Consider the following 15,264-nt stretch of genomic DNA (forward strand, 5'->3'; position numbering starts at 1 on the left):
ATGAAGTTCTCACGTCACGCGCTCGTCGCCTCGGTGTACGGGATTTCGGCATTCGGTACGGCAATGGTCGGGCTGTCGCATGGTGTGGCTCCGGCCGCATGGGCTCAGGAAACCGCTGCGCCTTCCAGCCAGACTGTACCGGCGCAGGCTCCTGCGGCAGTTCCGTCATCCGCCGCTGCCGCGACAGCGCCGGTTCAGGCGCCTGCGCAGCCTGAAGTGCAACCGGGCTCTCCTGGTGCGGAGAATGCGGTGCAGACCATTCCGGGCATGCCGGCTGTGATCGATCCGCATAACATCTATAGCGAGACCGGGGCCGGCAGGATTGCCGATGCCATCAAGAACGATCCTGCGCGTGTCTATGTGCCTAATCTGCGCGGCAACAGTGTATCCGTTATCGATCCGGCCACGTTCAAGGTCGTGGATACATTCAAGGTCGGTCGCAGCCCGCAGCATGTCGTGCCGAGCTGGGATCTGCGTACGCTCTGGGTGACCAATAATGCCGAAGGCAGCAATGACGGCAGTCTGACGCCTATCGATCCGCGCACAGGCAAGCCCGGCCCCGCAGTGACGGTGGATGACCCCTACAACATGTATTTCACGCCCGATGGCAAATATGCCATCGTCGTGGCCGAAGCGCATGAGCGTCTGGATTTTCGCGATCCGCATACCATGGCGCTGGTCGGATCGGTAGAGGCACCCCAATGCAAGGGGATCAACCATGCCGATTTCTCGATCGACGGGCGTTACGCCATCTTCACCTGTGAATTCGGTGGCTATCTGGCCAAGATCGATACGGTCAATCGCAGCCTGATCGGCTATCTGAAGCTTTCCAAGGGCGGTATGCCTCAGGATATCCTGACCGCGCCCGACGGACACAAGTTCTATATTGCCGATATGCACGCCGATGGTGTGTTCGTGGTGGATGGCGACAGCTTCAAGGAAACGGGTTTCATCCCGACCGGTCCGGGCACGCATGGCGAATATCCCAGCCGCGACGGCAAGTTCATGTATGTGGCCAATCGCGGATCGCACAAGATCCACGGGCCACGTCATAGCCCCGGTAGCGTCTCGGTTATCGATTTTGCGACAGACAAGGTGATCAAGACGTGGCCTATCCCCGGCGGTGGCAGCCCCGATATGGGCAATGTCAGTGCTGACGGCAAACTGCTCTGGCTCTCGGGCCGCTTCGACGACGTGACCTACGCCATCGATACCGAAACCGGCGATGTGAAGAAAATCCCGGTCGGTGCCGAGCCGCACGGTCTGACTGTCTGGCCGCAGCCGGGTCGTTACAGCGTGGGCCATACCGGCATTCTGCGCTGAAACGACGAAGTCCGGATGGCAGCGTCATCGATGGAGCGCTGCCATCGGTCTTCATGAAAAGCATGCGACTTCAGAGCGGTATCTGGAATTGCAGCCAGTACCGCTCACCGCGGGTACTGTTCTGCACCCCCATTTCATGCTGCCATTTGAGCGCGACCGCATAGGGTGGTCTGAAAAACCAGATCAGCTGCGGGCCCAGTCCGTATTTCGCCAGCCGGTTACCATCGCCAACGCGATGGCCGTACTGCACATCGTTGGTGAATTGCGACGTGACGAAGCCGCTCAGGCCCAGACGAAACTGTGGCAAGGCCGGGCTAAGCATGTAGTTGGCGCCGAAATCGATATTGATCACATTGCCCGATCTGTAATCGGTGGCCCCGTTTTTTGCGTTGATCTGCAGCTCGCCTTCTGCGGAGACATCGAAGCGTCTGGTCGGCATCCAGGTCAAGGCGGCCTCCTGATTGAAACCAAAGACATGGGTCGATTCACTGACAAGGTCGGTTTTGCTGAAAGACCCGATCGGCAGGAAAGCCCCTTCACCGAGATACACATGCAGTTTCGGTGTGTGCCAGGAGAGATAGAGCGGAGCGAGGTAGAGCCAGTTGGCCCCGAATGCTGCGCCGCCCTGACCGCCCGCACGCAGGCTCAGACTGTTGATGGCAAGGATGGCGCTGCTTGAGAGAGTGGCGCCGAGCACCTGTCCGTGCCAGCTGTGAAAAATTCTCGCGGCATTGGCAATAGCGGTGGCCCTGAAGCCGGGCAGGGACGACTTTTTCGTGGTGCTCGAATAGGCCCCGTTCGGATTGACCACAAAGTAATCCTGCCAGAACGTTTCTCCCTGCGGCGGTGTAAGCGCCGGATAGACCGTCTGAACACCTGAGGCCCAGTTTGTCTGTCCCCCTTCGGTGGCCTGTGCCTCAGGCATTGTCACGGCGCCGATCATGCCCAGACAGATCAGAAATCGAGCGCCTGCTATAAGACCGTTTTTCATTGCATCCCCGCTTGAAGCCAAGGGGGAAATCCAGCATGGCGCTAGAGTGCGTTCTTGTCTGGAAGAGTGCTATCTTTTGCTCACGCAGGCCGGATTGTTCCAATACGGAACGATAACGATACCGAAACATTGTGGTCTGTGTTAATCGGGGTTCCGGGTCGGTCAACCGCATTTTACGGGCAGAACGTCATGCCACTTGTCTTGCAGAGCTATGACACAGCGGGTTTGTCTCCCCGGGCAGGTGCAGAACTCTGGCATGATATCGTCTGTCAGGCGTTCGTCCCGCTTGAATGCAAACCTCAGGATCCCGAATTTCGCGGGGCGATCACCCGTATCGGGCTGGATACCTCGAGTATTGCGTCTGTCAGCGCACGCGCCCAGTCTGTATCGAGAACGCGTCGCCTGATCAGTACCGCGGCAAGCCATCATTTTCTGCTCAGCTTCGGGGTCAGCGGCAGAGGGCAGGTCATCCAGGACGGTCGTGAGGCAATCATGCAGCGCGGAACCTTTGCGCTCTATCATACGGGACGGCCTTATACGCTCCGGTTCGATCGCAATTTCGAACAGATTGTCTTCATGATGCCTGACGCGGCGCTCGCGACGCGTTTTGGCCATGCCGACTCTCTGACCGCGACCCCGATCGGTGACGGTAATCCACTGGCTGCTTTGACAGGTCGGTTTCTCGAGGGGCTGATGGGGATGACGCGTCCGCTATCTGATATGCTGGTTTCGCGTCTTGCAACTCAGGCTGCCGAGCTTGTCGCCTCGATGCTGATTGCGACGGGCCATCGTTCTGGTGCAGCCACATCGCATCGTCTGGCCATGGGTTTGCAGATACGCAATGCCATCGAGCTGCGACTGCGCGACCCTGAATTCGGTCGTCGTTCCCTTGCGACCCAGTTCCGGATTTCGACACGCTATCTGGATGATATCTTTGCCGATGAAGGAATGGGCGTTGCGGAATACATCATGAAACGCCGCCTCGAATGGGCGCGTGAGGCTCTTTCCGATCCGGGACGGGACCGTTATCAGATCGGTGAAATTGCCCGCATGAGCGGCTTTGTCAGCCAGGCGCATTTCAGCCGCGTTTTTGCCGCGGCATATCGCTGCACCCCAAGAGACTGGCGCAATGCCTGTCGTGCAGCGCCGATGCATCCGGCTCTCTGAAACTGTCCTGCCCGATGTCCGCAAGGAGGCATGTTTTGCTTCTCTTACAGACAAGACAGCAATTCGTTCCGACCTAAGATCGATTTCGTTCCGGGTATCCAGACCCGATCAGAGATCACTCGACGGAGCGCAAGATGAGTCTCAGGCACCCCCGCTACAAGGTTGCGGTCGTACAGGCCGCCCCGGTCTTTCTCGACCTCGATGCCACGATCGACAAGACGATTGCCCTTATAAAAGAGGCTGCGTCTGCCGGAGCCGCGCTGATCGCTTTTCCCGAGACCTTTATCCCCGGATATCCGTGGCATATCTGGCTCGACAGTCCGGCCTGGTCGATCGGGCGTGGCTTTACCGGTCGCTATTTCGACAACTCGCTTTCCTATGACAGTCCTGAAGCCGATCGCCTGCGCAAGGCCGTGCGCGAGGCGGGAATCACGGCGGTTCTCGGTCTGTCGGAACGCTATGAGGGATCGCTTTACATTGCCCAGTGGATTCTCGGCCCCGATGGCGAGACGATCGCCACACGTCGCAAACTGCGTGTGACCCATGTGGAGCGCACTGTTTATGGCGAGGGCGATGGCAGCGATCTGGCAGTGCATGACATACCGGGATTGGGGCGTGTGGGGGCATTATGCTGCTGGGAACACATCCAGCCGCTCACGAAATATGCGATGTATGCGCAGAACGAGCAGGTCCATATTGGCGCCTGGCCGAGCTTCTCGCTCTATGAGCCCTTTGCCTATGCGTTGAGCGCAGAGGTCAATAATGCTACCTCGCGCGTCTATGCGGTAGAGGGGGGATGCTTCGTTCTGGCGCCATGCGCGATTGTTTCTGAAGCCATGCTCGACGAGCTTTGCGACACGCCGAACAAGCGGGAGCTGCTTCGGGCCGGGGGAGCCGCCGCTCGTATCTTCGGGCCGGACGGTCGCGAACTCGTTGCTCCCCTGGCGGAAGATGAGGAAGGCCTGCTTTACGCCGAGATCGACCTTGCCGCCATTCCCATCGCCAAAGCCTCGGCCGATCCGGTCGGGCATTATTCCCGCCCGGATGTCACGCGTCTTCTGTTCAACCCCGTCAGGGCTCGTCGTGTGGACTATGTCAGACCTGCCGATGTCGAGCCGGTCGAGACGATGTCGTTCGCTTTCCCGCTTTCTAATGAGGGCTGATTATGGAAAGCGCCATTGCACCCCATCTTCGTTGCCCTCGTACGCGTGAACGACGGCATGCCGATGACTTCCAGCCGCCTTTTCCTGCCTGGACTGCGCGTGGTCTTTCGGAAGAGGAAGAGCTGGTCATGGGTTATTTCGGCGTGCAATGGCGTGGCGAGATTACAGCGGACGCCTTGCGTGCCACCCGTATCCTCGACGATCTGATGCAACGCCTGAAGGAGGGGGATGGTGCCTCCAATATCGAGCGGGCCAGTTTTATCGACAATGCCGGCTATCGCAACGACGTCGCCATCGCTTACTGGCCCAGGGCGCACGATCACGTTTCATGGTGGCGTCACCATGCCGGATGGTGGAACGAACAGGCGCGCGAATGGGCCGGTATCGGGATTTATCGCGAGATATTCCTGCCGCGCAGCACGCATCTCGAAACCCTTTTCAGTGCGTCCGATCGTCTTGAGGGGATCGGTGTCATGCTGGGAGGGAGAAGCGACGATACCATCCAGGAACATGGTTATTGGGGCGGTATGCGAGATCGCCTGCCAGCCAGTCAGACCCGGAGCCTTCAGGCGTATGGGGAGCGCCGGCTGATCGATATCGAACCGGGGCGTCGGCTTGTGTTCAGCCATGAAGGCGTCGCCCTGATCCGTTCGGGTCAGGACTGGTCCGATGTAACAGGGGAGGAGATGACCCTTTATCGCGACCGGATCGAACCGACCCTGCGCACAGGAATGGATTTCCTGCGCGATGAAGGGCTGGAAATAGGCTGTTATTTCAACCGCTATATGCGTGTCAGCGCAGAGAGCGGTGGCAAACCCTGTCGCAGTTTCGGCATGAGTGCATGGCGCGATCTGGCTGCGATGGAACACTGGGCCGAGCATCACCCGACCCACAAGGCAATATTCGGCGACTTCCTGCAGGTCGTTCAGACGCTTCAGGGCAAGATTTCCCTGCGCCTGTTTCATGAAGTCGCCGTGCTTCATTCCGATGCGCAGATACTGGATTATATCGGCTGCCATGACCGAACAGGCATGCTGAATGGCCTTGTCTGAGTGGCGACGATATCGGAGTGCGCATAAACGACTGGGTCACTTTTTTCTCTGCTGTCGCTCTGCCTTTACTCGGCCGTCCCTGACTGGGCCTTGATGTTGTTCCGTGCGCCGCCGATGCAGAAAGACCAGTCGTAACAGAGACAAGTGACCTGAGGGGCGGACCGACAGGAAGAACCTCTCTATTTCAGCGGAAAGCCGAGCTTGTGCAGCGATGCCAGCAGGGTGTCACGACCATGCAGGCCGGCGCGCGTCCCGATACGGGCGGTCATGGTTTCGGACCAGTGACGTGGTGGAAGCCCCTGTTCTTTCTGGAATGCGCTGTCCCGTTCATCGTGAAGGGCGATCTGTGAGGCCTCGTCCTGCGTCTCGTAACGCTCGCGATGCAGAACGGCAGCCTGGGGCAGGCGTGGTTTGACGCTTGCCGGATGGGACGGATCGGGCAGACCGACACAAAGACCGAACAACCCCATGCAGCGCGGCGGCAGGGCGAGTTCACTGGCGACGCTTTCCGGATGATTGCGCAAGCCGCCGATATAGACGGTGCCGAGCCCCGCAGCCTCGAGGGACGCAACGGCATTTTGCGCGGCCAGTGCAGCATCGATGGTGGCAAGCAGGAAGGTCTCTGTGTAGTCCAGCCCTTCGCGTGGTTTGTTCTCACGCTCTGCCATGCGGTCCAGACGGGAAAGATCCGCCACCCAGACGAGAAAGACTGGTGCCTGGGCAATATGGGCCTGATTGCCGCACAGGGCCGCAAAACGGGCCCGTCTGGCCGGATCTTGCACCGCAATGACGCTCCAGCACTGCAGATTGCTTGATGTGGCCGCAGATTGTGCGGCGGCAATGGCGGCCTCGATGGTACCGGGCGGCAGGGCATCGGGCAGATAGGCCCGTACAGATTTATGGGTGAGGAGCGATGCGAAAACATCGGTTCGGCTCACCGGGTCCTGCCCCAGCGTGGAAGGCGGCGCGGAGCGGTAACGCTCCTGCCAGAGGGAGGTAAGGCGATCGGTCATGACAGGGCGCTCTCCGCAGGATCGCCTGTCACGAAAAGGGCGGCAGCGACGGGGCGCGCTGCCGCAGGGGCGTGATCAGGCTGTCAGGCGGGATAGGTTAGAAGCGAATGCAGCGGCACGTCCAGCTTGTCACGTCCACCAAGCCCGTCGAGCTCGACCAGAACGGATGTGCCTACCACTTCGGCGCCGACATTCTGCAGCAGCTTGATCGAGGCAGCCAGCGTGCCGCCCGTGGCCAGAAGGTCGTCAAGCACCACAACGCGCTGACCCGGCTTGATGGCATCGGCCTGGATGTGCAGCTCGTCATGGCCGTATTCCAGCCCGTATTTGAGCGAGATGGTCTTGCCCGGCAGCTTGCCCGGCTTGCGCAGCATGATGAAACCGCAACCCAGACGCATGGCCACCGGGGCCGCCGTCAGAAAGCCGCGGCTTTCGATTCCGGCCAGAAGGTCGGGCTGCCAGGGGGAAATGGCTCGGGCCAGACGTGCCGTGGCAATCTGCCAGGCATCGGCGTTCCGGATCAGGGTCGAGATGTCATAGAACAGGATGCCGGGTTTCGGAAAATCCGGGATCTCGCGAATGTATTTCTTGAGATCGAGTTCGGGCTGATCGCCGGGTGTCGTCGTCTGGTCCATGGTCCTGCGTCTCTTTCCTGCTTTGCTTCATCGTCAAAAGGCGCGGCATCTAGCCGCGTCGGGTCTCAAAAGTAAATGTCAGGGTTGTGTCGCTTTGGCTGTTTCGAGCGCTTCGAGCAGTGCTGCGCGCCTGAAAGGCTTGGGAAGAATGACTGCGCCCGGCACCAGATCGTCTCTGGGTGTTGCATCGTCGAAATCGCCCGAGATCAGGATGACCGGCAGATGCGGCGTGCGTGCGCGCAGTTGCATGGCCAGCGTGTCCCCCCCCAGATCGCCCGGCAGGTTGAGATCGGTGATGAGAAGACCCGGCGCCGTCGTTGCGGCAAGAGACAGGGCCTCCTGACCGGACACGGCGCGCGTGACGACCAGACCGGCGGTGGAAAGGATCGTTTCCACGATCAGGGCTATGGAATCGTCATCCTCAACAAGCAGGACAGGCGAATCGGTCATGCAGGCACGCTCCATACACTGGGGTGCCTGACCCGAGGGGACAGGTCACCCGGCTGACGATGTTCCTTTGTGCCCATGAGGGCGCAATATGGCAAATACCCCCATCATCAGCGCGGCGAAAAGCATCAGCGCCGCCATGGGCATGGGGGTGCTGGCAGGCAGCAGGCCGATGGCGGTGCTGGCAAGCGAACCCAGAGCATATTGCATGGTCCCGGCAAAGGCCGAGGCGCTTCCTGCAAACTGCGACTGGTTGCTGAGCGCGCCCACCATGGCATTGGGGCCGATAATGCCCGTCATGCCCAGAGTGATCATCATGCAGCCCACGATGGGAATGAGCATGATGGGGCGTATATGACCGTTGGGGCCGAGATACTGTTCTGCCACCATGACCACCACCAGAAGGGCTACGGCACCCAGTATGGCGATGACGAGCGCCCAGCCCAGCATGGCGCCGGAACTCACGCGTCCGACCAATGCTCCGTTGATCTGCGAAGAGCCGATCATGCACACGGCGAACAGGCCGAAGAGCATGCCGTAATGGGCTGGTGTAAAGCCGAAAATATGCTCGAACACGGTCGGCGCAGCCGTGAGGTAGGTGAAGGACAAGAAGCCGCAAAATCCCCAGACGAGCGCATTGGTAATGAAGCAGCGTTCGCGTGCGATGGAGAGATAGCGATGCAGCAGGGAAAGCGGGCGCAGTTCGCGCCGGTTTTCAGGCGGCAGGGTTTCGGGGAAAGCGCGCAAAAGCAGCAGCACGCAAAGAGCGCCATAAACCGCAGAAACCCAGAAAATGGCGCGCCAGCTGATATAGTCCAGCGCAATGCCACCCAGCATGGGTGCCAGAATCGGCACGATACCCTGGATCAGGATCAGCTTGGACATCAGGCGTGCGGCTTCGTTCCCGGTCGAGAGATCACGCACGCAGGCACTGGGAATGACGATGCTGGCCGAGGCTGCGATGGCGGCTATCAGGCGGAAAATGCACATTGAGGTCATGGTCGTGGCCATGGCGCAGCCGACGCTGCCGATCGTATAGACCAGCATACCAAGCAGCATCGGAATACGTCTGCCGAAACGGTCTGCCAGCGGTCCCATGCTGATCTGCCCGATGGCAAGCCCCACCATCCAGGCAGAGAGCGTCATGCCTGCACTGCCCGCCGGGGAATGCAGCGACTTCTCCAGAGCGGGGAAGGCTGGCAGGTAGATGTCGGTCGAGACGGGACCGACAGCTGTCAGAAATCCCAGCAGAAGCGGCAGCCAGCCGGGCATGGCTATGGCTGTCTGGGGTGAGTCGGCCTGACGCCCCGTCGCAGGAGTGGCAGAAAGAAAGATCCCGTCGGGAGAGGCCATGAGGCGCTCCTGCTGGATAAAGGGCTGTAAGGTAGGACGAATTTCCCCGGTCGTTGGGGCGCCGCGCTTTTGGAGCGTTATCGTGAAGAAAGCGGTTTCAAAAAGGCGGTTTTCTGACCAGTCTCTGGCAATGAGGTGTCAGATATCGCAGCGCTCAGGTTTTTCAATGCGTTTTTCGCCGCAGCGGTCGATTTTCGTTCTTTTTGATACGCACCGGACGCCGGGCTCTTCTGCGTATCGTGTGTGTCCCATCCCGTAGGGGAATGTGAAATCACGGTTGGGGAGATGATGCGTTCTCGTCCTCGGGGCGTGTGTCTGCCAGCGTGGCGATAGCGCTTCCTTCGCGCCGTGCACGTGCGAGAAGCACCCAGGCAAGCAGGGATGACCCTGCGAAAAGCAGAATACCAAGCCCGATCTGCGCGCCTTGTCCCAGGCGGGCACCGGCACCGACCAGCACGAAGACGAGATTCTGGGGCAGCGCGCCCAGAAGTGTGGCCCAGGTGAATGCGGAAAGCGGAACACCGTAAAGCCCGGCAGCGATTGTCACCATGATGGCAGAACCGACCGGCAGAAGCCGCAGGGTAAGAATGGCCTGGAACGGCGATTGCTCCAGTATGCGGCCGATCAGCCCGAGCCTGCCGCTGAAACGCGCCTGCATCCGGGTCCGCTGCGCCGGTGTGGCAAGACGACGCATCCACAAAAAGCCAAGCACCGATCCGGCGAGACTTGCGAGCGTAGCAAGAACGAAGCCCCAGACGACACCGAATACGAGCCCGGCTACAAGGCAGAGCGCCTGACGCGGGAGCCCGAAAAAACTGTAGGGAATGCCGATCAGCAGAAAGACGAGCGGGGCCCCGGGTCGATGCTTCCACCCTGCGATGTAGTCGAGCAGCGAGCGCGTCACCTGAAACTCCCGCAGAAGAAGCAGGAAGGCAGCCAGAGCCATCAGCGTAAGCGCAGGCTTCCAGGCAGATTTCAGGCGCGTTCTTTCAGGGGAGGGCGAGGGGGTCAGAGCCGGACTCCTTGCTTGGCTTGCCGAGCGCTTAGCAGCCCTTATCCCCTAGAGGAAGCACCCTGTGATGCAGATCGGTAACAGTGGATGACTATTCTGTCACTACACCGCAATTGTCATCGGGGTTTCGTTGCTGTTGGTGAACGTAACTGGTAGCCGGGAAGTAGGTTTCTGTTTGATATCGTAACGATATGGTTTGTGTCGAACAGTGACAGTTTTTTCGTCAAGTGCCGAGGGAAACGCTACTCTATGCCGTCCAGTTTCACGCATCGCTGTCTTATGACGCTTCTTGCAGGCACTGCCCTTGCAGGAAGCGTTCAGGTCTCGACCGCCGCGCCGACCCGTCACAAGCACCATGCGTCCACTCATCGGACGGCTCATTCAGCTCCGGCTCCTGTGGCATCGCCCGCTATCGCCGCAGCACCGGTTGCGCGTCCTGCGCCAGCGGCCGTCATGGCGCGTTCCCAGCCGGAAGAAATTGCCGTGACCGGTCGCAGCAGCCGTAGCCGCCAGCCGGGCGGCGGTCTGCTTCGTGTCGAGACAGCCCCCAAGGCCGTTCAGACCATCACGCATGACTTCATTGCCAAGCTGGCCCCAAGCGTGAACCTGCAGCAGGTCATCGCCATGATGCCTGCCGCGAATGTCACCCAGGCTGACCCGTTCGGTCTTTACACGGGCCAGACCAATGTGCGCGGCTTCGACACGACCGAAGTGGGCTGGCTGCTCGATGGCGCGCCGCTCAACGATATCGGTGGCGGCCAGTTCTATGCCAACGAAGTGCTCGAGTCTGAAAACCTCGAGAGCGTCTCGATGCAGCCGGGTTCGGTGAATATCGACACGCCGGTCATCAGCGCTTCTGCCGGTATGACGACCATGACCATGAGCAACCCTACCCATCACTTCGGTGGGGTGATGGACGTCTCTTTCGGCTCGTTCGACACATTCCGCGAATTCATCCGTCTGAACTCGGGCGATATCGGCAATAGCGGCGTGCGCGCCATGTTTGCCTTCAGCCATACCAAGGGCAACACCTGGCGTGGTCCCGGTCAGGCCGAAAAATACCATTACGACTTCAAGATGGTGAAGGACTTCCGCAACGGGAGCCATACCGGCCTGACAGTCGCCTATAACGACCAGACGAACGATTTCTATCTGGCCCCGAACCTGACCCAGTGGCGCACGACAGGCTACTCCACCAATTATGCCACCGATTATGCCGGGCCGAACGCGGCGGGTGCGAATTATTACAAGCTGCACGTCAATCCGTTCGAGAACGTGGTTGCGGCCCTGCCGACCCATATCGTCATCACGCCCAAGCTGACGCTCGAGGATTCACTGTATTTCTGGCATGGCATCGGTAATGGTACCGGCGCTTCGGTCATCAATTCCTCAACCCATATGGGGGATCAGGCTGTACAGCTCGATCTGGGCGGCGCGAAAAGCGTTCTGGCGCTTGCGCCGTCGAACCAGGAACAGTTCCGCACCGGCAATACTATCTCGCTGCACTACAAGCCGGATCACCACCACGATATCTCGCTCGGCTGGTGGTATGAGTACGCCAACCTCTATCAGTACTCGCCCTATGGCATCGTTAACCAGCAGACTGGCGAAGCGAACAACATCTGGGGCACGACGGACACCATCAAGACCACTACGGGTGAGTCCTTCCGCTCGCGTGACTTCCTGTCGCTTACTCAGGTCAACATGATCTTCATCGGCGACACGATGAAGTATTTCAACGATCGCCTGAATATCGTCGTCGGCTTCAAGGAAGCGATGGTGACGCGCCGTATGTACAACTACACACCGGGCACGCAGTACAACCGCAATCTGCATACGCCCGAGCCGCTACCGCAGATCGGAATCGGCTGGAATTTCAACAAGCATCACCAGATCTATGTTTCCGGCAGCACCAACTTCAAGGCGCCGTCCAACACGTCTCTGGTCGATTACTACAACACCTCGGGCGTGCAGACACAGCGTGGCGGGTCGTCCAAGCCTGAATACACGATCGAGGAAGAGCTGGGCTATCGCTACAACGGCGATCTGATCGTCGGCTCGGTTTCGCTCTTCAATTACAACCTGACCAACCGTCAGCAGACCCTCAATTATTATGACGGCGCTTCGGGGGCGAGCTACAGCCAGACGGTCAATGCCGGCGGTCAGACTACACGCGGTGTCGATATCCAGATCGGTACGCGCGCATGGCATCATTTCCGTCCCTATGCGACGTTCGAATATCTGCGCTCGACCATCGACAACAACATTCGCGTCGGGAACGACCTGCTGCCGACGGCAGGCAAGATCGCCATCCGTTCGCCTTCCAAGCAGGCCAAACTCGGTCTCGATTATGACAATGGCAGCTTCTGGTTCTCGGGTCAGGTCATCTATGTCGGCAAGCAATATGCCAGCTTCATGAATGACAGCTCGGTTCCGCAATATGTCACCAACCAGGTGGGCATCGGTTATCGCTTCAAGAACAAGGGTTTCATGAAGTCGCCGCAGATCCAGCTGAACATGACCAACCTGACGGGCGCCAAGTTCCGCAACGGTGTGTATGGCTTCACCACCAACGCAAACCCGACCAAGGGCGTGTATGGCACCATGATCGCTTCCGGTGGTCTGCCTTCCTACTATCTGAACCCGCCGTTCTCGGCGATGGTCACCCTCTCGACCGGGTTCTGATCACTCGGCAACAGCGCCGACTGTCCAGCCGAAATGGCTGGCAGCGGCTCTAGGGTCGATTTCGCATTGCAGGCCTCTGCGACCGGCATTGACGAAAATCCGTTCCTGTTCCAGCGCGTGTTTGTCCAAAAGGACGGGCACGCGTTTTTTCTGTCCAAAAGGGCTGATACCGCCCGTCTTATAGGCGGTCAGGCGCTCGGCATCGGGCGGGGCCATCATCGCGGCCGATTTGCCTCCCAGCGTCGCAGCCGCGGCTTTCAGGTTCAGCTTGTGATCCGACCGGATCACCGCACAGGCTGGCCTGTCCTTGTCCACCCAGAGCAGCAGTGTTTTGAAAACGCGCTCCGGTGGAACACCGAGCGATTCAGCAGCCTGCAAGCCTTTGCGGCTCGCATCGGGGTCGTATTCGTGGCTGTGCAACGTATAGGCGACCCCTTCTTTTTCCAGCAGGACGAGGGCAGGGGTCTGTCCGGAAGCAGGTTTCATCGCAGGGGTTCCTGTGGGAGGTAAATGATAGGCCCATCAGAAAACCGCCCGGCCCGACTGTCAAACTCCGTCCGGATCGGATGTCGGTCAGCCCTGTTCCACCTCCACAGGCTGTGGGAGGGGTTTGCGGCGCAGAAAAGCCAAAACATTGCCCGACAGGATGAGAACCAGACCCGCCAGCATCGGTACCGACCAGTATACCTGTTCGAAAAAGGCCGACATGCCCAGCGCGATGACCGGTGAGAGAATGGTGGCGTAGGCAGCCTTGTCGGCTCCTATGCGTCGGACCAGTTCGAGATAGAACAGAAATCCTGCAACCGAGCCGAAAAGTGCGAGATAGAACAGGCCACCCAGCCAGCGTGGCGTGAGCGGGAAGGCGTAGCCATGCCCTGACAGCGGAATGACGCATGCCAGCAATGAAGCCCCGCAGATCATGCCCCAGAAAACGGTATTGGTCAGGCTGATGTCGAACTTGGCGAGATGGCGCGAGAGCATGTTGCCGCAGGAGAACAGGAAGGTGCCCAGAAGGGCAAAACCCATTCCTGCAAGCATCATATGCCGGTTTTCATGGGCCATATCTCCAGCCAGCAGCAGGGCAACGCCGCATACGCCCAGAATACCGCCCACCAGCACACGCAGATCCGGTGTCTTGCGGAAAAACAGCCAGAGATTGAGCGTGTTGAACAATGTCGCCATGCTGAACACGACAGACACCGTCCCGCTCGGCAGGTAGAGTTCCGAACTGTAGATCCCCAGGAAATTGCAGGAGAACAGACAGGCCCCCATTCCCGCGATCCAGGGCCATGCAGATTTCGGGGGAGGGCGGAGCTTGCCGGTAGCGGCCAGTCCCACACCAATCACCAGTGCCGAAAGTACGAAGCGCCAGAAGATCGCGACATCGGCTGTCGTGCCCCCGATCTGTAGATGAATGGCAAACCAGGTCAGTCCCCAGAGCACGACAACGGCAGAAAAAAGGAAGAGAGCCATGTCATCGCTTTCTTGAGGGGGGAGTCAGGAGTCGTTCACCTTATGGGATCGCGACAGAAGGAAAAAGACCATCCCTGTCCGGAAAAAGGATCTTTCGTGCGACTTTGTTCAGGCTGACGCGTTGAAAGACCCGTCCTGCCAAAAGCGACGCCAATGAAGGCAGATCTGACAGAGGCAGAACCTAACGAGAAGGACCAGTATCATGAGTTCATTCACGGATAAGGTCAGCGGTACCGTCAAGCAGGTCGTTGGCTCGATCAAGGAAGAAACCGGCAAGCTCACCAATAACGAGCGGCTGGAGGCTGAAGGCGCTGCTGAAAACCTTGAAGGCAAGGCAGAGAAGGCCAAGGGCGATGTCAAAAGCGCCGTGAATAACGGCATCGATAGCGTCAAGGATGGTCTCAACAAGCTCTGAGTCTCTCCAGACCAAAGCTCTGACAAAAACGCCCCGTCGGTTTGTGGGGCGTTTTTGCGTTCAAATCCTGGGCCAGGCGTAACGGCGGCGCGTTGAATGGTCGCTCCCCCTTTCCATCGGCTAGTTGGCAACCCATATGGATGATCCTGAGGATCGCTCCTGTCTCGATCCGGTTGGACACTGGGACATTCCGACACGGTGGCGCCTCTTCCAGCGGGTAACCACGGTCCCGGTTAGCCCTCATACTCTCCGAACATCGCTCTGGTGGTCATTTGAGTGTGTCGTTTCCTGTGGTTTGAGATTGTTGGTTGGGATTTTTGCTTTTTTTTGGACTTTTTTGGTTTGGATTATGTGTGTTGGGGTGTGTGGAATCGGGTGTGGTCCATATGTGGCGTGGGTTTTGGGGAATTTGAGGAAGTGTTTGACAACCCCCCCCGGTTTCCGTAAAAGCCCGTTCACCGCAGCGGAACACGCCGCGGCGACTGCCTGAAAGACTGAGTAAGATCAGTGAGTTAGGTAGGGTTCTTTGAAAATT

The 15,264-nt window shown here is 59.1% G+C and carries 15 protein-coding genes; 6 read left to right on the top strand and 9 right to left on the bottom strand.

Annotated features, from left to right (window positions below):
• Positions 1-1,323 carry a YncE family protein gene (locus NF685_RS02470; RefSeq protein WP_252848446.1) on the top strand — a complete coding sequence of 441 codons (1,323 nt, stop codon included), beginning with the start codon at positions 1-3 and terminating at the stop codon, positions 1,321-1,323.
• 70 nt (positions 1,324-1,393) lie between these two features.
• Here NF685_RS02470 and NF685_RS02475 read toward each other — a convergent pair whose 3' ends face one another.
• Positions 1,394-2,314 (bottom strand): SphA family protein, encoded by a 921-nt coding sequence (locus tag NF685_RS02475; protein WP_252848447.1) that lies wholly within the window; start codon positions 2,312-2,314, stop codon positions 1,394-1,396.
• 189 nt (positions 2,315-2,503) lie between these two features.
• Between NF685_RS02475 and NF685_RS02480 the strand changes: the two genes are divergently transcribed.
• From NF685_RS02480 to NF685_RS02490, 3 genes are all read left to right on the top strand, one after another.
• The gene (locus tag NF685_RS02480) at positions 2,504-3,481 is read left to right on the top strand and encodes an AraC-like ligand-binding domain-containing protein (RefSeq protein ID WP_252848448.1); all 978 of its coding nucleotides are present in this window, start codon (positions 2,504-2,506) and stop codon (positions 3,479-3,481) included.
• Between the two features lie 134 nt (positions 3,482-3,615).
• Positions 3,616-4,644, top strand: a complete 1,029-nt coding sequence (locus NF685_RS02485) for a carbon-nitrogen hydrolase family protein (RefSeq protein WP_252848449.1) — start codon at positions 3,616-3,618, stop codon at positions 4,642-4,644.
• A gap of 2 nt (positions 4,645-4,646) precedes the next feature.
• Positions 4,647-5,696, top strand: coding sequence for a phenylacetaldoxime dehydratase family protein (locus NF685_RS02490; protein WP_252848450.1), 1,050 nt, complete (start codon positions 4,647-4,649; stop codon positions 5,694-5,696).
• Positions 5,697-5,875: 179 nt separating this feature from the next.
• Here the strand turns inward: NF685_RS02490 and NF685_RS02495 are convergent, their stop codons facing one another.
• The 5 genes from NF685_RS02495 to NF685_RS02515 form a co-directional block, all read right to left on the bottom strand.
• Entirely contained in the window at positions 5,876-6,709 is an 834-nt protein-coding gene (locus tag NF685_RS02495) for a nitroreductase family protein (protein WP_252848451.1), read from the bottom strand.
• An 83-nt stretch (positions 6,710-6,792) separates the two neighbouring features.
• Positions 6,793-7,344, bottom strand: coding sequence for an adenine phosphoribosyltransferase (locus tag NF685_RS02500; RefSeq protein ID WP_222546708.1), 552 nt, complete (start codon positions 7,342-7,344; stop codon positions 6,793-6,795).
• A 78-nt stretch (positions 7,345-7,422) separates the two neighbouring features.
• On the bottom strand, positions 7,423-7,794 hold the full coding sequence (locus NF685_RS02505; protein ID WP_252848452.1) for a response regulator: 372 nt from the start codon (positions 7,792-7,794) through the stop codon (positions 7,423-7,425).
• Positions 7,795-7,839: 45 nt separating this feature from the next.
• On the bottom strand, positions 7,840-9,144 hold the full coding sequence (locus tag NF685_RS02510; protein WP_373317825.1) for a multidrug effflux MFS transporter: 1,305 nt from the start codon (positions 9,142-9,144) through the stop codon (positions 7,840-7,842).
• 271 nt (positions 9,145-9,415) lie between these two features.
• The gene (locus NF685_RS02515) at positions 9,416-10,090 is read right to left on the bottom strand and encodes a TVP38/TMEM64 family protein (RefSeq protein WP_252848453.1); all 675 of its coding nucleotides are present in this window, start codon (positions 10,088-10,090) and stop codon (positions 9,416-9,418) included.
• A 315-nt stretch (positions 10,091-10,405) separates the two neighbouring features.
• On the opposite strand from NF685_RS02515, the gene NF685_RS02520 reads away from it, so the two are divergent.
• Positions 10,406-12,841 carry a TonB-dependent receptor gene (locus NF685_RS02520; RefSeq protein WP_252848454.1) on the top strand — a complete coding sequence of 812 codons (2,436 nt, stop codon included), beginning with the start codon at positions 10,406-10,408 and terminating at the stop codon, positions 12,839-12,841.
• Here NF685_RS02520 and ybaK read toward each other — a convergent pair whose 3' ends face one another.
• Positions 12,842-13,327 (bottom strand): Cys-tRNA(Pro) deacylase, encoded by a 486-nt coding sequence (gene ybaK, locus NF685_RS02525; RefSeq protein ID WP_252848455.1) that lies wholly within the window; start codon positions 13,325-13,327, stop codon positions 12,842-12,844.
• A gap of 87 nt (positions 13,328-13,414) precedes the next feature.
• On the bottom strand, positions 13,415-14,314 hold the full coding sequence (locus NF685_RS02530; RefSeq protein WP_252848456.1) for a DMT family transporter: 900 nt from the start codon (positions 14,312-14,314) through the stop codon (positions 13,415-13,417).
• A gap of 202 nt (positions 14,315-14,516) precedes the next feature.
• Between NF685_RS02530 and NF685_RS02535 the strand changes: the two genes are divergently transcribed.
• Positions 14,517-14,729: a CsbD family protein gene (locus NF685_RS02535; protein ID WP_222546714.1), complete on the top strand. Its 213-nt coding sequence runs from the start codon at positions 14,517-14,519 to the stop codon at positions 14,727-14,729.
• A gap of 268 nt (positions 14,730-14,997) precedes the next feature.
• Here the strand turns inward: NF685_RS02535 and NF685_RS02540 are convergent.
• On the bottom strand, positions 14,998-15,264 hold a 267-nt coding region (locus NF685_RS02540), incomplete at its 5' end, for a hypothetical protein (RefSeq protein ID WP_252848457.1).

Origin of the sequence: Asaia lannensis NBRC 102526 (assembly GCF_024054035.1) — a bacterium.
Classification (GTDB): domain Bacteria; phylum Pseudomonadota; class Alphaproteobacteria; order Acetobacterales; family Acetobacteraceae; genus Asaia; species Asaia lannensis.

Bases quoted from the DNA above. Each gene is read 5' to 3' on its own strand.
- NF685_RS02470 (WP_252848446.1), top strand. From the start codon at position 1: ATGAAGTTCTCACGTCACGCGCTCGTCGCCTCGGTGTACGGGATTTCG.
- NF685_RS02475 (WP_252848447.1), bottom strand. From the start codon at position 2,314: ATGAAAAACGGTCTTATAGCAGGCGCTCGATTTCTGATCTGTCTGGGC.
- NF685_RS02480 (WP_252848448.1), top strand. From the start codon at position 2,504: ATGCCACTTGTCTTGCAGAGCTATGACACAGCGGGTTTGTCTCCCCGG.
- NF685_RS02485 (WP_252848449.1), top strand. From the start codon at position 3,616: ATGAGTCTCAGGCACCCCCGCTACAAGGTTGCGGTCGTACAGGCCGCC.
- NF685_RS02490 (WP_252848450.1), top strand. From the start codon at position 4,647: ATGGAAAGCGCCATTGCACCCCATCTTCGTTGCCCTCGTACGCGTGAA.
- NF685_RS02495 (WP_252848451.1), bottom strand. From the start codon at position 6,709: ATGACCGATCGCCTTACCTCCCTCTGGCAGGAGCGTTACCGCTCCGCG.
- NF685_RS02500 (WP_222546708.1), bottom strand. From the start codon at position 7,344: ATGGACCAGACGACGACACCCGGCGATCAGCCCGAACTCGATCTCAAG.
- NF685_RS02505 (WP_252848452.1), bottom strand. From the start codon at position 7,794: ATGACCGATTCGCCTGTCCTGCTTGTTGAGGATGACGATTCCATAGCC.
- NF685_RS02510 (WP_373317825.1), bottom strand. From the start codon at position 9,144: ATGGCCTCTCCCGACGGGATCTTTCTTTCTGCCACTCCTGCGACGGGG.
- NF685_RS02515 (WP_252848453.1), bottom strand. From the start codon at position 10,090: ATGGCTCTGGCTGCCTTCCTGCTTCTTCTGCGGGAGTTTCAGGTGACG.
- NF685_RS02520 (WP_252848454.1), top strand. From the start codon at position 10,406: ATGCCGTCCAGTTTCACGCATCGCTGTCTTATGACGCTTCTTGCAGGC.
- ybaK (WP_252848455.1), bottom strand. From the start codon at position 13,327: ATGAAACCTGCTTCCGGACAGACCCCTGCCCTCGTCCTGCTGGAAAAA.
- NF685_RS02530 (WP_252848456.1), bottom strand. From the start codon at position 14,314: ATGGCTCTCTTCCTTTTTTCTGCCGTTGTCGTGCTCTGGGGACTGACC.
- NF685_RS02535 (WP_222546714.1), top strand. From the start codon at position 14,517: ATGAGTTCATTCACGGATAAGGTCAGCGGTACCGTCAAGCAGGTCGTT.